At 53.7% G+C, this 16,258-nt stretch carries 15 protein-coding genes; 13 read left to right on the top strand and 2 right to left on the bottom strand.

Going from position 1 to position 16,258, the window contains the following annotated elements:
* The first annotated feature begins 423 nt into the window (after nucleotides 1-423).
* Complete coding sequence (locus FBQ85_13295; GenBank protein ID MDL1876129.1) at nucleotides 424-1,791, top strand: hypothetical protein; 1,368 nt, start codon at nucleotides 424-426, stop codon at nucleotides 1,789-1,791.
* A gap of 3 nt (nucleotides 1,792-1,794) precedes the next feature.
* The gene (locus FBQ85_13300) at nucleotides 1,795-3,498 is read left to right on the top strand and encodes a hypothetical protein (GenBank protein MDL1876130.1); all 1,704 of its coding nucleotides are present in this window, start codon (nucleotides 1,795-1,797) and stop codon (nucleotides 3,496-3,498) included.
* A 68-nt stretch (nucleotides 3,499-3,566) separates the two neighbouring features.
* Here FBQ85_13300 and FBQ85_13305 read toward each other — a convergent pair whose 3' ends face one another.
* Both FBQ85_13305 and FBQ85_13310 read right to left on the bottom strand, forming a co-directional pair.
* Nucleotides 3,567-3,938 carry a hypothetical protein gene (locus FBQ85_13305; protein ID MDL1876131.1) on the bottom strand — a complete coding sequence of 124 codons (372 nt, stop codon included), beginning with the start codon at nucleotides 3,936-3,938 and terminating at the stop codon, nucleotides 3,567-3,569.
* Between the two features lie 301 nt (nucleotides 3,939-4,239).
* Nucleotides 4,240-4,503, bottom strand: coding sequence for a CPXCG motif-containing cysteine-rich protein (locus FBQ85_13310; GenBank protein ID MDL1876132.1), 264 nt, complete (start codon nucleotides 4,501-4,503; stop codon nucleotides 4,240-4,242).
* Between the two features lie 45 nt (nucleotides 4,504-4,548).
* Between FBQ85_13310 and FBQ85_13315 the strand changes: the two genes are divergently transcribed.
* From FBQ85_13315 to FBQ85_13365, 11 genes are all read left to right on the top strand, one after another.
* The gene (locus FBQ85_13315; GenBank protein MDL1876133.1) at nucleotides 4,549-5,763 is read left to right on the top strand and encodes a PQQ-dependent sugar dehydrogenase; all 1,215 of its coding nucleotides are present in this window, start codon (nucleotides 4,549-4,551) and stop codon (nucleotides 5,761-5,763) included.
* Nucleotides 5,764-5,999: 236 nt separating this feature from the next.
* Nucleotides 6,000-6,503, top strand: coding sequence for an HNH endonuclease (locus FBQ85_13320; GenBank protein MDL1876134.1), 504 nt, complete (start codon nucleotides 6,000-6,002; stop codon nucleotides 6,501-6,503).
* 150 nt (nucleotides 6,504-6,653) lie between these two features.
* Entirely contained in the window at nucleotides 6,654-6,863 is a 210-nt protein-coding gene (locus FBQ85_13325; GenBank protein MDL1876135.1) for a DUF2283 domain-containing protein, read from the top strand.
* Between the two features lie 39 nt (nucleotides 6,864-6,902).
* Nucleotides 6,903-7,916: a tryptophan--tRNA ligase gene (gene trpS, locus FBQ85_13330; protein ID MDL1876136.1), complete on the top strand. Its 1,014-nt coding sequence runs from the start codon at nucleotides 6,903-6,905 to the stop codon at nucleotides 7,914-7,916.
* Between the two features lie 37 nt (nucleotides 7,917-7,953).
* Entirely contained in the window at nucleotides 7,954-8,670 is a 717-nt protein-coding gene (locus tag FBQ85_13335) for a segregation/condensation protein A (protein MDL1876137.1), read from the top strand.
* On the top strand, nucleotides 8,670-10,928 hold the full coding sequence (gene scpB, locus FBQ85_13340) for an SMC-Scp complex subunit ScpB (protein MDL1876138.1): 2,259 nt from the start codon (nucleotides 8,670-8,672) through the stop codon (nucleotides 10,926-10,928). Before FBQ85_13335 ends, scpB begins: the two co-directional genes overlap by 1 nt.
* An 85-nt stretch (nucleotides 10,929-11,013) precedes the next feature.
* The gene (locus FBQ85_13345) at nucleotides 11,014-11,745 is read left to right on the top strand and encodes an rRNA pseudouridine synthase (GenBank protein ID MDL1876139.1); all 732 of its coding nucleotides are present in this window, start codon (nucleotides 11,014-11,016) and stop codon (nucleotides 11,743-11,745) included.
* Complete coding sequence (locus FBQ85_13350) at nucleotides 11,729-13,450, top strand: short-chain dehydrogenase (GenBank protein MDL1876140.1); 1,722 nt, start codon at nucleotides 11,729-11,731, stop codon at nucleotides 13,448-13,450. The genes FBQ85_13345 and FBQ85_13350 overlap by 17 nt, the downstream gene beginning before the upstream one ends.
* 190 nt (nucleotides 13,451-13,640) lie before the next feature.
* Complete coding sequence (locus FBQ85_13355) at nucleotides 13,641-14,324, top strand: (d)CMP kinase (protein MDL1876141.1); 684 nt, start codon at nucleotides 13,641-13,643, stop codon at nucleotides 14,322-14,324.
* The gene (locus FBQ85_13360) at nucleotides 14,321-14,971 is read left to right on the top strand and encodes a 1-acyl-sn-glycerol-3-phosphate acyltransferase (protein MDL1876142.1); all 651 of its coding nucleotides are present in this window, start codon (nucleotides 14,321-14,323) and stop codon (nucleotides 14,969-14,971) included. The genes FBQ85_13355 and FBQ85_13360 overlap by 4 nt, the downstream gene beginning before the upstream one ends.
* A gap of 44 nt (nucleotides 14,972-15,015) precedes the next feature.
* A partial coding sequence (locus FBQ85_13365; protein ID MDL1876143.1) for a S1 RNA-binding domain-containing protein occupies nucleotides 15,016-16,258 on the top strand: 1,243 nt, incomplete at its 3' end.

The following is a 16,258-nucleotide window of genomic DNA, read 5'->3' on the forward strand; positions in this document are numbered from 1 at the left end:
CTAAACGTTGATTGAGTCAGGAGAGAAGTAAACAACCAAAACGCGCGGCCCCATCCTTCGCGTCAAGAATCTCATTTTGGGGAGCGACAGCAGCTTAAAAACTTGCAGGAAGAATGTCAAGTGGAGTTTAACAACTTCAAGAATGGCTCTGACGGCGACGAATAAATTGTAGTCTGACCAAGTTGTGTGAACTCAGCGTGTCTTCTCAGTTTGGCATCCGAATCAATCATGAAAACGTAAATTGCTTATCAGCGCTGCAAAGTAAATTAACACAATCTCCCATCATCAATCCCGCCTTCTTCAATTCAATTGTCTATTGACAGCAAAGAATTCAGGGTTGAAAGCTCTCGATTTTTAGAGTTTTACTCCCTCCTCACAAGATTCTTCCAGAATGACATTCTGAGAGAGTTGCGGCCATTATGCATGGGTCGGCGCGCGGCGATTTCAGGGCACATGCCTTGCATTGGGATTGCTCCGCCGCCTGTAATTGAATCCAACAATGCGAAGGAGTTCACGATGGAAACAAGACCGGCCCGCATTTTCGCGATAATCACTCTGAGCCTGGCCCTGCTGCACGGCATCGGGCAATCCCAACCCGGCTATCAATTCGGCCAAAATAAAGTTCAATACAAAAATTTCAACTGGCAGGTGCTGCGCACCGCGCATTTCGAGGTGCATTACTATCCCGAGGCCGCTGAGGCCGCGCAAGATGCCGCGCGCATGGCCGAGCGCGGCTATGCTTATCTCAGCGACGTGCTCGACCACCAAATCAAGAGCCGCATTCCGCTGGTGCTGTATGCCTCGCTCAATGATTTCCAGCAAACCAATGTGGTGGACGGCTTGATCGGCGACGGCACGCGCGGCGTAACGGAGAGTTTGAAAAATCGTGTCGTGCTGCCGATCACCGGCTCGTATCGCGAATTCAACCATGTGCTGGTGCACGAGCTGGTGCACGCCTTTCAATTCGACATCATGAAAAATCATGCCAACGACGGACTGGGCAGTTTCAATCCGCCGCTGTGGTTTGTGGAAGGCATGGCCGAATATCTCTCCATTGGCATGGACAATGTGACGCGGATGTGGGTGCGCGACGGCTTGCTGTATGACGATTTGCTCAAAGTCGAGCAGCTCAACACCACGTTCGACATTCGCGTTTATCGTCTGGGCGAATCGTTGTGGAATTATGTCGGCGAGACGTACGGCAAACAAAAAGTCGGCGCGATCTTCAAAACCGCGGTGCGCTTGAACGACATTGAAAAAGCTTTCAAAGAACAGATCGATCTCGATTTCAAATCGTTGACCCTCACCTGGCATGATTTCGCGCGTAAGCAGGTGTTGCCGGCGGACAGCACGCTGCCCGCGCCCACGGCCATCGCGCAGCAACTGACCCGGCGCGAAGGCTATTACCATCGCATGAATCTCGTGCCGGCGGTGAGCCCGAACGGCAAGCAGGTTGTGTATGTTGCCAACAAAAACCTCTCGGACGAGTTGTATTTGCTCAGTGAAAATGCCGACGGCAGTTTCGCTGATCGGCGCTTGATCAAAGGCGGCCAGAGCCGCGATTTTGAAACCCTGCGCTTCTTCGACACTTCGATCAGTTGGTCGCGCGACGGCGAGCGTATTGCCTTCGTTTCAAAATCGAACCGAGATGATGCGATTTACGTGATGAATCCGCACACTGGTGAAATCAATCATCGCCTGGTTTTTGCGGAATTGAACGGCCTGCTTTCGCCCAACTTTTCGCCGGCAGGCGATCATCTCGTGTTCGTCGGCATTCGCGGCGGCCGCTAGGATTTGTATGCCGTCAATCTTGGTAATGGCAAATTGCAGCGCTTGACCAATGACATCTATGCCGAGAAGCATCCGCAATGGTCGCCGGACGGCAGCAGCATCGTGTTTGCCACTGACCGCGGCAACGACACGCAGATTGAAAATCTCCTCTTCGGGGAGTATGAACTGGCGCTGTATGCGCTGGCCAACGGAGAGATTCGAGTGATCACAGAGTTGCACGGCAACGCTATCAATCCGCAATGGTCGCCGGATGGAAATGAGATCGCATTCGTGTCGGATCATCAAGGCATTGCCAATGTCTATCGCCTCAATCTGACGAGCAACGAGATTGTTCCGATGACAACGTTGCGCAACGGTGTGGCCGGCATCACCGAATCCACGCCGGCGATGAGTTGGTCAGCGGATGGCCGCATGCTGGTGTTTTCGGCATTCGAGAAAGCCGGCTGGCATTTGTATCGCATGGAAATGCCGGCTTCTCCCATGATGGCCGTATCGCAAGAAAATGCAAGTGATACGATTGCCACCACAACGCCGGGGGCCTTTGCAGAATCATCTTCAACGACAATGCATGCCTCGGAAGCGGCATGGGTTCCGGCGAATGTCGATCCCAACACATTCTTCACAAACTATACGCTGGCTGATGCAGATTCGATTGAAAAGCGCAACTACAGCAGTATGCCGAAATTCACCACCGCTGCGATTGGCGCGAGCTTCGGCGGCTATTTCGGCACGGTGGGCGGTGCGCAATTTCTCTTCAGCGATGTGATGAATCATCACAATTTGATTCTCGCGGCGAATGTGCGCAGCAATCTCAGCCTGACGGATGTCGGCGTGACGTATTTCAATCAAGCGCGCCGGTTGAATTGGGGCTTTGAGGCGTTTCAGCTCAATGATGCCTACGGCGCTTTTTATACCTCGACTGCGGCCGGCTTTGTGACGCAAACCTATCGCGGCTTCAATGCGTTCACCTTCTTCCCGTTCAGCCGCTTTTCGCGCTTGGAGTTAAGCGCGGGCGCGACCTTTGTGAGTGCAAATTTGATTGTCGATCAAATCGATTTCAATCGCGGCGAAATTCGCCGGGACGAGTCGAGCCTTGGCAGTGCTGCCTTCGGCCAGGTGGGCGCGGCCTATGTTTTTGACAACACGGTTTATGGCCCGCTCGGCCCGTTCAACGGTGTGCGCAGCCGCTTCGAAGTTCAGCGCACGACGAATGATTTGAAGTTTACCACTTTGGTCGGTGATTATCGTCGCTACTTCAATGTGAAGCAACGCTCGGTGATTGCCGCGCGCCTGCTCGCCGGCGGCAGTTTCGATCGCGATGCACAAATTTTTCAGATCGGCGGGCCGTACACGTTTCGCGGTGCAGATTACGGCGAACTGGTGGGAACGAAATTCGTCGCAGCAAATTTGGAATACCGGTTTCCGCTGATTCCGTTCCTGCCGCCCTCGGCGGATTTCTTGAGTGCGGCAACGTTCGCGGATTTTGCCGGCGCGTGGGGTCTCGATGTGCCCGGCTTGGTGAAGGAAACATTTCAGCCGTTTTCAACGCAGGGCGGTTTTCATTTGCAGGATTTGCGGGCGGCCGTCGGCGTGGGCGCGCGCTTGAATCTCGGCTATTTTATGCTGAAGTATGATGTCGCATGGCCAACAGACTTGGGTGAGATTAGCAAACCGAGATATATGTTCTCGCTCGGCACGGATTTTTGAGTTTTGCCTTCCTCCTCCTCAGGTGACAAGCCGAGGGATCAGGAATGATCTCTCGGCTTTTTTGTTTGTTAGTTCGATAAATGCAACCGTTCTCTTATCTTTTCCCGCGGCCAATTCTGCACAAGCAATTCGGGAGAAACACCCTCCTGCGCGGCGATCCGGCGAATCTGTTGGCTCATCTGCTTCTTGAGTGATACGCTTTCAATCGGATGCCCTTGTGCGTCAACGACGAGAACTTGCAGATTCGGCGAGACCGAGAATTTCACTGGTTTTGCATACAAATCAGCGGTAGAGTGTGTGTCAAGCCATTCACTCGCTGCCTTGTAGCTGCCAAAATTGGGCAGGCTTTTACGCTTTGACATATCGTCTTTTCTCTTTTCTCGGCGAATTCTTGCAGAATGACCACGCGGTTTATCTGCATGATGCCACCAAATTTTCAACTTACAATTTAGAGCTACCGCGCAAGAAAGCAATCAGTTTTTGATTGATTATAGTCAAGGCGATGTTTAGTTTGCCCGTTAGTTTATAACAGATCAACAGAATCAGATACTGGCAGGCGAGTCAGCAGCATAGCGAGCAATGTTTGTTTGTGATCCGCGACGGCTTGGCCGTCGCTTGCGTGTTTTTCATCTGGATGAAGCAGCGATGGCTTGGCCATCGCTTGCCGCTGCTCTGAAGACGCGATACTCACGCACAGAACGAAGAAAAGCCACGGCCCAGCCGTGGCTGATCGCCGGCTCTTTATTCATACTCCAACTCATTGCGCAACGTGAGCCGCAGGCTTTCTTCATCAATGTTGATGAAAATCACATTCGGGCGGCAGCACACGGTGCAATCTTCGACATATTCCTGCTCGAAACCGGCGGAGGGATCGACTGAAGTCGCATTGGCTTCGCCGCAGCGGGCGCAATGCCAGGTCACGGGATTCAACAGCCCGGGCTTTAGCGGCAAGCCTTCTTCATCGTTGATAAAGTCTTCGAAATCGTCATCATCGAAATCCGGCATAACGGCTCCTGTAAATTTATCCGAAAATAGAAAACCTCTGCGTCAATGGCAATCATACGAAGAATCTCTTTAGCCGCGATTCCCCTGCTTTTTTTTGCCTGCCCGCAATCAGGCAATTTCCCCACGGACAGCGGCAATCCTTCCGAAAACATTTTCAATCGGTTCACCACTCGACAGATTGTGGCATCAAATAGCTTGCCGCCGCTCACCACGCGCATCAAGTTTTTGCCCAACTCTTCCGAATTTGTGGTATTGGGCAAAGCCGGCGCGGTTTATCATTTCATTTTGTCCGGTGATTCTGCCAGTTTTCTCGGTTCCTTTGTCGTGCCGGAGGTTGCGCCGGCGCCGGGAGAGATTGGCCTGACCGATGCAGCTTTCGATCCGCAATTCGCGGCGAACGGTTTTGTTTATTTTTGCTTCAGCACCGGCGATAATCGCTGGAATCGCATTGTGCGCATGCAGTGGTCTAACAACTATCAAGCCATTGCAAATTCCACGACGATCATTCTGAACGTCGATCGCGTTGCGCCGGGGCGAGCCTGGCACGGCATTTACTCACTGGAATTCGGAATTGATGGATATTTGTACACAGTTTTGGGCGATGCGACACAAGCGCAATTTGCGCAAGATGCAAATTCTCTGCTGGGCAAATTGATTCGAGTTTCTCCCGCTGCCGGCGGCGGTTATACGATTCCGCCTGATAATCCTTACACAAATGATCCCGGCGTGCGAGATGAAATTGCTGCGCTAGGCTTTCGCAGCCCTTTGCGGTTGATCACCTGGCGTGACAAAATTTTGATTTCGGATGTCGGCTCGAATCAATTCGAAGAAATCAATTTTTACAGCGGCGGTCCGGCCAATTTCGGCTGGCCGGAATGCGAGGGCGTGTGCAGCCGGCCGGGCTTGCGCGATCCCATTTTGGCGATCGGCCATCGCGATCCCACCTATCAAAATGAAGATCCGGAAGCAATTGGCGAATTGCGACATTCGCTGTCGTTGGGTGTGGTTTATGAAATGCTGGGTGAGGATCCGTACAGTAATTTGCTCGATGGCAGGCTGCTGTTCAACGACGTTTTTCTCGGCTATGTTCGCGCGGCGAGAATTTCTGAAGGGGGCAAGCTCTCCGACAATAAACATATTTTTCATTTGGCCGGCATCACGAGCATGGCGACCGGTCCGGATGGTTATATTTACGGCTCGACGATTTTCACCTCTCAAATTTTTCGCGTCGAATTGAAGAAGCCGCCGCATGAGCTTTAGTTCGATTGTCACATGTTGCAGACTCAGGTTAAGCGAAGAAATCGTCAAAAGGTTCTAAGGGGAACAAATTTTTGTGCATACCTAACCCACCCCAACTGCCTAAAGCTGTTGGATTTGCGCCCATTCGCTTTCGAGAAAAGCCTTGACTCTTGCGGGCATTTCTTTTAAATTGGCCACACTTTTGACTTTTGAGTTTTAGATCAGCGAAAAGCTCGCCTGGTGAAAATATGGGTAGTTTGAACCGACATGTGCTCATTCTGAATCAGAACTATGAGCCGATGAGTGTGATCACCGCAAAGAAGGCGATTGTTCTGATCGTTTTGGGCAAAGCTGAAATCATCGAGCGTCATCCGCGCTGGGAAGTGCGCTCGGTGCGAACCTCGCTGCCGTTTCCCAGCATCGTGCGGCTGGTGACATACATTCACATTCCGCGCAAGCGCGTGATTTTGTCGCGCAAGAATATTATCAAACGCGACAGCAACCGCTGCCAGTATTGCGGCACCTCGCAACGTCCGCTCACCGTGGATCATGTGTTGCCGAAGAATCGCGGCGGCGAAGATTCGTGGGAAAATCTCGTGTGCGCGTGCGTGTATTGCAATAATCGCAAGGGCAATCGCACGCCGGAAGAGGCTCGCATGCCGCTGCACCGCAAACCGCAGAGGCCCAATCAGCTCTACTTTATCCAGCATTTTATCGGCATTGGCGATGAGCGTTGGAAGCCCTACCTCTTCATGAATTAGGGCTTTTTCTTTGCCAGCTCCAAAATGGTTTAGTGTTGCACGCTGAAGCAAACGATGGTTGAAATGTAGTGCAGGCGCCCTCGGCTTGGTTGCTGGGTTTTCGTCAAGTGCGAGGCGCTTTTTATTTTGGGGTAAAATGAACGAGTACTCATGCGAGCACAATACTTTCATGATACGGATACATTGTATATCGTTTTCAGCGATAATGAAGCCGTCGAGACGAAAGATTTCGATGAGAACACGATTATCGACTTGGATAAGGACGGCCATTTGGTGAGTATGACGCTCGAACATGCCAAAGAACGCACTGGCATTTCCAATTTTACTTATCAACAAGTTGCCGTGCCCAAAGCAGCTTAAAACCAGCACAACAGAAACTGTCGAATAAACTTTTACTAGATGACGAAGAAACGCATCCTCAGCGGCATGCGCCCGACCGGCAAGTTGCATATCGGCCATTACGTCGGCGCGCTCGAGAATTGGGTTGAGTTACAAAAAACCTATCAAAACTTCCACCTGATTGCCGATTATCATTCGCTCACCACCAGCCTGGATACCTCGCAGCTTTACAACAATACCCTCGACATGATGATCGATTGGCTGGCTGCCGGCATTGATCCCGCGCACAGCCCGATTTTTCGCCAATCGCAAATCAAGGAGCATGCCGAGTTGTATTTGATTTTTGGCATGTTGATCACCAAGGAACGCCTGGAGCGCAATCCCGCGGTGAAGGAGCAAGCGCGTGATTTGAATCTCGAGACATTGGTTTATGGCCATCTCGGCTATCCCGTGTTACAGGCCGCGGACATTTTACTGTACAAGGGCGACGCCGTGCCGGTGGGTGAAGATCAGGCGCCGCATGTGGAAATCACACGCGAGATCGCGCGCAAGTTCAACAGCCAATACGGCCCGGTTTTTCCCGAGCCGGAATTGAAACTCACTAAGTTTGCGCGCTTGCCCGGCCTCGATGGCCAGGCGAAGATGAGCAAGTCGCTGGGTAATACCATTGCGCTGTCGGATTCTCCCGAGCAGATTCAAGCGCAGATGCGCAAGGCGGTGACGGATCCGCAGAAGATTCGCCGCGGCGATCCGGGCCGGCCGGATATTTGTTTGGTCTTCACCTACCACAACAAATTCAATCCCGCGGAAGTCGGCGAGATTCGCGCGGGGTGCGAAAGCGGCCAGCTTGGCTGCGTGGAGTGCAAGAATCGCTGCGCCGCGCGCATTGCCGAATTCCTTGCGCCCATGCGGGAAAAGCGGAATTATTATGAAAATCATCTCGGCGAGGTGAAGGACATTCTTGCCGACGGCGAGAAACGCGCGCAGCACGAAGCGCAAAAAACCATGACAGAAGTGCGCCGTGCGATGCAGTTGGGTGAATTGATCGTTGCGCCTTCAGGCGCTCAAAATTGATGTCAGCCCAGCCCCGGAAGGGGCCACTACGAAACATATGGCATATCGCGTTAAACTGAACACCTTTGAAGGGCCGCTGGATTTGCTGCTCTTCCTCATTCGCAAAGAAGAAGTCGATATCTACGATATTCCCATTGCCGACATCACGCGGCAGTTTTTGGAATATGTTGAAATCTTGCAAATGCTCGATCTCGAAAGCGCCGGCGACTTCATTCTTATGGCCGCAACGCTGATTCGCATCAAAGCGCAATTGCTGCTGCCCAAGAATCCGGAAGAGGGCGAAGAGGAAGAAGAAGACCCGCGCGATGAATTGGTGCGGCGGTTGCTCGAGTATCAGCAATTCAAAGATCTGGCTTCGCGCATGGTCGAATTGGAGGTGCGGGAGCGAGATTTTTATTCCCGCAATTATTTTGATTATGAATTCGTCAAAGATCAATCCGATTTCTTGGAGCATGCCGTTGAAGTTTCCTTGTTCGATTTGATCACGGCCTTCAAAAACGTGCTGCTGCGCGTGCCGCGCGAAACGCCGCACACTGTCGAACAGCTTCCGGTCACCATCGATGATCAAATTGATTACGTTTTGCAAGAATTGGCCGTGCATCAACAATTGTTGTTTATGAGCTTGCTCGAACGCATGCCGAGCAAGATTTATATGATCGTCACTTTCATTGCCCTGCTCGAAATGATGCGCCGGGGCCTGGTGGTGGCGACGCAATCGACACCCTTCGGTGAAATTTGGCTCAAAAGGATTTGATGAACCTCTCAGAACTCAAACCCATTGTCGAAGCGCTGGTGTTCGCTTCGGATGCGCCGGTGACGCTCGAGCGCATTCAGGAGACGCTCGAAGACACGGACGCCGCCGTCATCGAACAGGTTGTGGAGGAGTTGAATCGCGAGTATGCCGAATCCGGGCGCTCGTTTTTTATTCGCAAAGTCGGCGGCGGTTATCATATTTCCACCAAGCCGGAATTCCATAGCTGGATCAAAAAACTATTCTTCGGCCGGCAAAAATACCGCCTCACGCAGGCGAGTATGGAAACGCTGGCGATCATTGCCTTTAAACAACCGATCAGCCGTGTCGACATCGCGCAGATTCGCGGCGTGAATTCCGACGCCGTGGTCGGCACGCTGATGGAACGCAAACTCGTCACCATCGCCGGCCGTTCAGAAGGCGTGGGGCGGCCGTTGCTGTACGGCACAACCCCGGAGTTTCTGAAATACTTCGGCATCAATGATCTTTCGGAATTGCCCAAGCCGCGCGAAATCGAGGAGCTTTTCAGCAAAGAAGGCCTGCCGGACGAAGTCGCGCAACTGCTCGCGGAAAGCGACAAGCAATTGAGCTTGCCCATCAATTTTGAAGGCGAAGCGGCAAAAGAAGGAGACGTCACCGAAGTCTCGATTGCTGAAATCGCCGCCAGCACCGGCGCTGCGCTGGCCGCACCGCAGTTGTTGCAGCGTGCTCCGGTTGACGGCCAATCAGCCCAAGCCCTTAACACTGAAGATGAAGACGTAACGCCGCAGCAAGCATCTGCGGTAACGAGCTTGGAAGACGAAGCAAGTGCAGCGCCGGAGCAAGTTTCAGCGAATGCCGCCGCAGCGGTTGAGGAATCCTCGAAACCGCCGGCAAAAGATCTTATTGATGCCTTGCCCGATACCTTGCCCGGCACCACGGAATCCGAAGAGGGGATTGGTTTTTATGGCCTCTTTGCAGATACCCCGGAAGTCTCTGAAAAGTCGCAAGAGCGCGATCAACCCCCGCAGCAGCTTGAGTTCGACAGCAAAGACGATATGGAAGAGCTTGAAGCGCTCACGCGCTTGACTGAAGATGAGCCGGAGGCGTTGCTGCAACCACGGGCAGACGAAGAGAAGCCGAATTTTGCCATGGATACGATGGAGTTGGCGGCAATGGAATTCAATATTCGAGAACCGGAACTTCCCATTGCCGATCCCATTAATCAAGCGGCAGATTCGCTGCCCGAGCGTTTTCTTACCGAGGATCTGGGCACAACGCGCGAATTTGCATTGCTGGACGGCCGGTTGAGCGAAGAGGAGCAGGCTCAAATTGAAACGCCAATACAAGAGTTGCCCGCTAATCTTGAAACCACCAATGAGATTTTGCTGGCAACGCTTGTCTCTTTGAACGAGGAAAAAGAAAACAATCCCGTCAATGAGTCCGGCAGTTTTGATTTCAATGAGTTCTTATCGTCTCCCGCAGAAGAGCTTGAACCAGAACCGCCGGCACTCGAAATCGATGGGTGGGTTGCCGAAGAAACGTTCAACGGTGAATCGCAAGCGGCGCAAACGGAGGCTCGAAAGCCCGAAGAAGGTTCACTTGACTCCGCCGAGGAAGACAGCGCGGCCAGCTCGGAATCGGAACTTGCCCGGGTTTTTGCTGAGCGAGATCATCTTGCCGCCGAAACCACTTCGCCGCAGGAGTTGCCGCCCGCGCGCGAAACCGAAATAGAAGCGCCGGAATTTGAGAATTTTGTGCCAGAAGCTGAGGCCGATGATCGGACTGCTGTAAATACCACGACACTGCCGGCAGGCGCGCTCGAACAGCAGGATGACGAAAACGAAGAGGAAAACTCTCAACGTACGCCCGGCTTTGTTCCGGTTGCGGCAATGTCGCTTCTCGATACGCCGGAGCGGCCAGAAAGTCAAACGCCCGCAGAATCTTCCTTCGGTAGCCAGGACAAAGAGATTTTGCGTGCGGATGCGCAAGATGGCTCTGTGCCTGCGCGCATCGAGAACGAGCAGCGACCTGAAAGCTCTGCGAGTATGCGTGAGGCCGAACCGTTGCGGGATGAAGATATGAATGCTGCGCGAGAAGAGCATGCGCCGGAGAGCACTGCCGAGCCGCCTTTTTTCGTGCCAGCCCCGGCGCAGATCGGGGCGAGCGAAACGATGATCTCAAGCCCGGAAGTTGAAGCGGCAAGCGGAATCATTCGTTTGTGGCGGCGGGCTATGAATTGGGTTAAGAGCGCGCTGCAAAAACTGAGTCGGCGCGCCTGAGATGGCAGATAAGGAGGGCCCGCGATTTCAGCATCAATTGCGGGTAAGCGTGAAGAGAATGGAATCCAAAACCTTGCCGCATTTGATCCGGCTCAATCGCTACCTGGCGCAAAGCGGTTTGTGCTCGCGTCGCGAGGCTGATCGCTGGATCGCCGAAGGCCGTGTCAAAGTCAACGGCAAAATCGTGACAGAGCTTGGCGTGCAAGTCGATGGCGCCGTGGATGTCGTGGTCGCAGCCGGCGAAGTGTTGCGGCCGAGCCTGGCATTGACGTACATCATGCTCAATAAGCCGGCGGGATACGTGACGACCGCCAGCGACGAAAAGGGCCGTTTGACGGTTTTTCATTTGGTGAAAACGCCGGTGCGCGTGTTTTCCGTTGGGCGTTTGGATCGCGACAGCGAAGGCCTTTTGCTTTTAACCAATGACGGCGATTTATCCTATCGCCTCACACATCCGCGCTTCAAAGTGAAGAAGACGTATCGCGTGGCCTTGAAAGAGGCGTTGGATGAACGCGCGGCCCGCGCGCTGCAGCGCGGGGTGCGCATCCCGGAGGTGCGGCTCCCGGTTTCCGGTGAGTTGCGCTTTCCGAATGCAGAGGACCGGCGTTTCTGTGAAATGACGATCATGGAAGGCCGCAATCGCCAGGTCCGCAAAATGTTTGCTGCGGTCGGTTTTCCCGTGAAGCGGTTACAGCGGATTCAAATCGGACCGTTGCGCCTGGGTAAACTTGGCGTCGGTGAATGGCGCTATCTCGAACAACGAGAAGTCAAGCTGCTCAATCAAGCAACGAACGGGCGAGATGGAAATTCGCAATAAACGCGTGCTGGTGCTCGGCGGCTGGGGGCTGGTGGGCATGGCCGTTTGCCGGCAATTTTTGACCGAGCAGCCGGATGAATTGATCGTCGCTTCAATGACGGAGCAGGAGGCGCGCGAAGCCGCCAACCAACTGCGCCTGGAGTGCGACGGGCGTTGCCGCCTCACGCCCTCCTGGGGTAACATTTTCGTGCGAGATGCGTTGCAAGGCAAGTCGCGCACGGATATTTTGGAAGAAGGGTCTTTGCGCGCGATGCTGATCGAAGACGTGCTCGGCGATCTCACGGAGGCCATTCTCGAACGCTCGCTGCTTTTTCAAATCATTCAACAGTATCGCCCACAGGTGATTGTTGATTGTGTGAATTCGGCTACTGCCCTTGCCTATCAAGATGTGTTCGCCGGGTATTATCGCATCAGCAGCCATCTGGATGCGGTGAAAGCCGGGCGTACGTACTCGGCGCCTTTTGTCGCTGAAGTTGAAAAATTGCTTTGCACGTTGTACATTCCGCAGTTGATCCGGCACGTGCAGATTCTCTATGAAGCCATGCGCCGGGCGCGCACGGAAGTTTACTGCAAAGTCGGCACGAGTGGCACCGGCGGCATGGGTTTGAATATTCCCTACACGCATTCCGAGGAAAAGCCCTCGCGCGTTTTGTTGAGCAAATCATCGATTGCGGGCGCGCACACCATGCTGCTCTTTCTCATGGCGCGCACGCCGGATGCGCCCATCACGAAGGAAATCAAACCAACGGCGGCAATCGCCTGGAAGCGCATTGCCTACGGCCCGATCATGCGGCACGGCAAGCCGATTCCGCTGTACGATTGTCCGCCGGAAGCAGCGCTCAAGCTGGAAGCAAAGCTGCCGCTGAAAGAAGAGCAGGCGCAACGCAGCGGATGGCAGCCGCTCAACGGTGAAATTCTCAAATCGGTTTTTGTGGATACCGGTGAAAACGGCATTTTTTCCCTGGGCGAATTCACCGCGATCTCCGATTCCGGCCAGATGGAATTTGTGACGCCCGAGGAAATTGCGCGCAATGTGATGTATGAAGTCAAGGGCGGAAACACCGGCCATGACATTATCAACGCGCTGGATAACTCCGTCATGGGGCCGACGTATCGCGCCGGCGTGATGCGCGCCACGGTTTTGCAGCAAATGAAAGAATTGGTGGCCGAACATGGCGCCACCAGCGTTGCCTTTGAATTGCTCGGTCCGCCGCGTCTTTCAAAACTGCTTTGTGAAGCGCATCTGCTCAAGCTGGCTTGCACGACGCTCAAAAGCGTGCGCGACCTGAAGCCCGAAGAACTTGCCGAGCGATTGGAAACCGTGATCACAGAAAACGCCAAATTGCGCGCGGAAATCATTTCGATCGGCATTCCGATTTTGCTGCGTGACGGCCAGCGGTTGCTGCGCGGGCCGGAGATCAAAATTCCGCCGTTTCGCGGCAACAATATTCTTGACGTCACGCCGGCTCATATTGAAAATTGGGCGCACGATGGTTGGGTTGATTTGCGGGCAGCAAATATGCGAGCATGGCAAATGCGCATACAAAAGATTCACGAAGAAATTCAAGCCATCCCGGAAAATGAAACCAGCTCGCGGTTCGTGCGCAACCGCCGTTATTGGCTCGAAGAAGATCTGATTGATATTGGCAAGCTCGTCGGTTGGATTTTTTCGACGGAGGAAAAAGGTGCACGCATGAAAGAATAACCCCCGTCGGGATTGTTGCAGATTCCTCAATGCAGGAAGTCAACGATTCCTTGGGATTTTAGCAGAGAGCCAGGGACGCCGTCTCGTTGCTAGGATATCGTGATAGGGAAATCGTCATTCCATTTCACATGTGATGAGTCGTATGATCAAAACACTGAGGCCTGAAGAGTTGACTGCGCCGGTTATCGCGATGAACCATCAACGGCGTCCAATTATTGCCATCGACGGCCCGGCAGGCTCGGGCAAAAGCACAACCGCGCGCCTGCTCGCGCGCCGGTTGGGTTTCACATATCTTGATACGGGCGCGTTTTATCGCGCCTTAACCTTGAAAATTTTGGAAACAAATACTTCGCTGGAAAATCATCACGCCGTGGTCGCGGAAGCGGTGCGCACGCGCATCGCCATCAAGCCCGGCCCGGAGGGCGATCGCGTGTATCTCGATGGCCGCGATGTCACCACGAAGATCCGCGATCCGCACGTCACCAACAACATCGCGCCGATTTCGGGCAATCCCGAGGTACGCGCCTTGATGGTGAAGCACCAGCGCGAGATCGGCCAGCAAGGCGGCGTGGTGATGGAAGGCCGTGATATCGGCACCGTGGTTTTTCCCGACGCCGATCTTAAAATTTTCATGAGCGCCTCGCTCGATGAGCGCACGCGCCGGCGCCAGCTTGAATTGGAAGCGAAAGGCATCTCCAAAGATTTTGAGGCGCTGCGGCATGAAATCGAGTTGCGCGATGAAAAAGATTCCAGGCGCGCGGTGGCGCCGCTGCGGCCCGCAGAAGACGCCGTTATTCTCGACACCACCAACTTGACGCTGGACGAACAAGTTGATTTCATCGTCAATGCCCTGAAGCAAAAAATGAAAAAGTGAAACGCGCGATTTTTCGATTTTCACAATTTCTCGTTCGTGTCTATTTCACCTTGCTCTTTCGCATCGAGGTGCGCGGTCAGGCGAACGTCCCGCGCACGGGCAAAATTTTGCTTGCCGCCAATCATATTTCGGGCTATGATCCGCCCTTGATCGGCTGTCTCATTCCGCGCGAGGTTTATTTCATGGCGAAAAAGGAGTTGTTTCGCAATCCGCTGTTGGGCAATTTGTTGCGCTTTTACAACTCCATTCCCACAGATCGCTCCGGAACGAGCCTGTCAACCATCAAACGCGTGGAAGAGCTGTTGGCCAGAGGCCATGCCGTGCTGCTGTTTCCCGAAGGCACGCGCGTCAAGTCCGGCAGCCTGGGCAGGCTCAAGGCCGGCGTTGGTATGCTGGCGGCGCGCAACCGCGTGAATGTTGTACCGGTTCACATTGACGGGCTGTATCACAAACGCGGTTTCAGCTTGCGGCGGCCGCGCGTCAAAGTCGTGTTCGGCGGCGTCGTGGACGTGTCGCCTTTTTTAGAAAATGCCGCCGATGAAAAGGAAAGCTATCTCGCGATTGCGGGCGCTGTCAATGCCGGCATTGTAGAATTGCAAGAAGTTCAGGCTCCGGCAAAAATGCCGGGGCGAATAAATAACCCTTAAGGAGATTCACTTAACCCATGTTCAAACCAATGGCTGTAACTCACATGAGCGCGGAACCCCCCAGCGGGATCGGAAGCGAGCCGCAAAGCAGTGCGGCCGCCGATGACGCCACGCTCAATGCTGCTCACAAATCTGCTTCTCAGGTAAATGGAAAAAGTATGGCCTACGACCCTGCCACCAAAGTCATCGCGAAGAAAGACTTGAAGGAAGCCGTCGAGTATTCGGATGAAGAACTCAAAAATTTCGAGCGCCTTTACGAAGATACCCTGACGGAATTCGTCGAGGGCCAGCTCGTCACAGGAAAAATCCTCGCCATCAATAATCGCGAAGTTGCCGTGGACATTGGCTTCAAAAGCGAAGGCGTCATCCCGATCGAAGAATTTCAAGACCCCAAGAGCCTGAAGATCGGCGATGATATCGAAGTCTTTCTCGACAATGTCGAAGATCAAGACGGCCAACTCGTGCTTTCCAAAAAGAAAGCAGACTTCATGCGCGTGTGGGAGCGCGTTTTGGAGGCGCATGACAAGGGCGAAATCATGCAGGGCCGTTGCACGCGCCGCATCAAAGGCGGCATCGTGGTCGATCTCATGGGCATTGACGCCTTCCTGCCCGGCTCGCAAATCGATTTGAAGCCGATTCGCGATTTCGACGCCTACATCGGCCAGATGATGGATTTTCGCGTGGTAAAAGTCAATGAGCTGCGCAAGAACATCGTGGTCTCGCATCGTGTGCTGGTGGAGGAAGCGATGTCCGAGCAACGCGGCCGCATTCTTGAAAATCTTGCCAAAGGCCAGGTGCTGGAGGGCACGGTCAAAAACATTACCGATTTCGGCGTCTTCATCGATCTCGGCGGCGTCGATGGCTTGTTACACATCAACGATCTCTCGTGGGGCCGCGTTAGCCATCCCTCGGAAATCGTTGCGCTCGATCAGAAGATCAAAGTGCAAGTGCTCGATTTCAACGAAGCCAAAGACCGCATTTCGCTCGGCTTGAAACAACTGCAGCCGCATCCCTGGGTTGATGTCGACAAAAAATATCCCATGGGCACGGTGGTGCGCGGCAAGGTGGTCAGCATCTCCGACTACGGCGCGTTTGTGGAATTGGAGCGCGGCGTCGAGGGCTTGATTCACATCTCCGAAATGAGCTGGACGCAGCACATTCGCCACCCCAGCAAGATCGTGTCGGTCGGCGAGATGGTTGATGCGAAAGTGTTGAACATTGATCTCGAAGAACGCAAGATTTCCCTGGGCCTCAAGCAACTCGAGCCGGATCCTTGGGATGACATCG

The organism is Cytophagia bacterium CHB2, assembly GCA_030263535.1.
Taxonomy (GTDB): Bacteria; Zhuqueibacterota; Zhuqueibacteria; order Zhuqueibacterales; family Zhuqueibacteraceae; genus Coneutiohabitans.

Coding starts and splice junctions, on each gene's coding strand:
- trpS (MDL1876136.1), top strand. CDS start 6,903: ATGACGAAGAAACGCATCCTCAGCGGCATGCGCCCGACCGGCAAGTTG.
- scpB (MDL1876138.1), top strand. CDS start 8,670: ATGAACCTCTCAGAACTCAAACCCATTGTCGAAGCGCTGGTGTTCGCT.
- FBQ85_13350 (MDL1876140.1), top strand. CDS start 11,729: ATGGAAATTCGCAATAAACGCGTGCTGGTGCTCGGCGGCTGGGGGCTG.
- FBQ85_13335 (MDL1876137.1), top strand. CDS start 7,954: ATGGCATATCGCGTTAAACTGAACACCTTTGAAGGGCCGCTGGATTTG.
- FBQ85_13325 (MDL1876135.1), top strand. CDS start 6,654: ATGCGAGCACAATACTTTCATGATACGGATACATTGTATATCGTTTTC.
- FBQ85_13310 (MDL1876132.1), bottom strand. CDS start 4,503: ATGCCGGATTTCGATGATGACGATTTCGAAGACTTTATCAACGATGAA.
- FBQ85_13295 (MDL1876129.1), top strand. CDS start 424: ATGGGTCGGCGCGCGGCGATTTCAGGGCACATGCCTTGCATTGGGATT.
- FBQ85_13355 (MDL1876141.1), top strand. CDS start 13,641: ATGAACCATCAACGGCGTCCAATTATTGCCATCGACGGCCCGGCAGGC.
- FBQ85_13315 (MDL1876133.1), top strand. CDS start 4,549: ATGGCAATCATACGAAGAATCTCTTTAGCCGCGATTCCCCTGCTTTTT.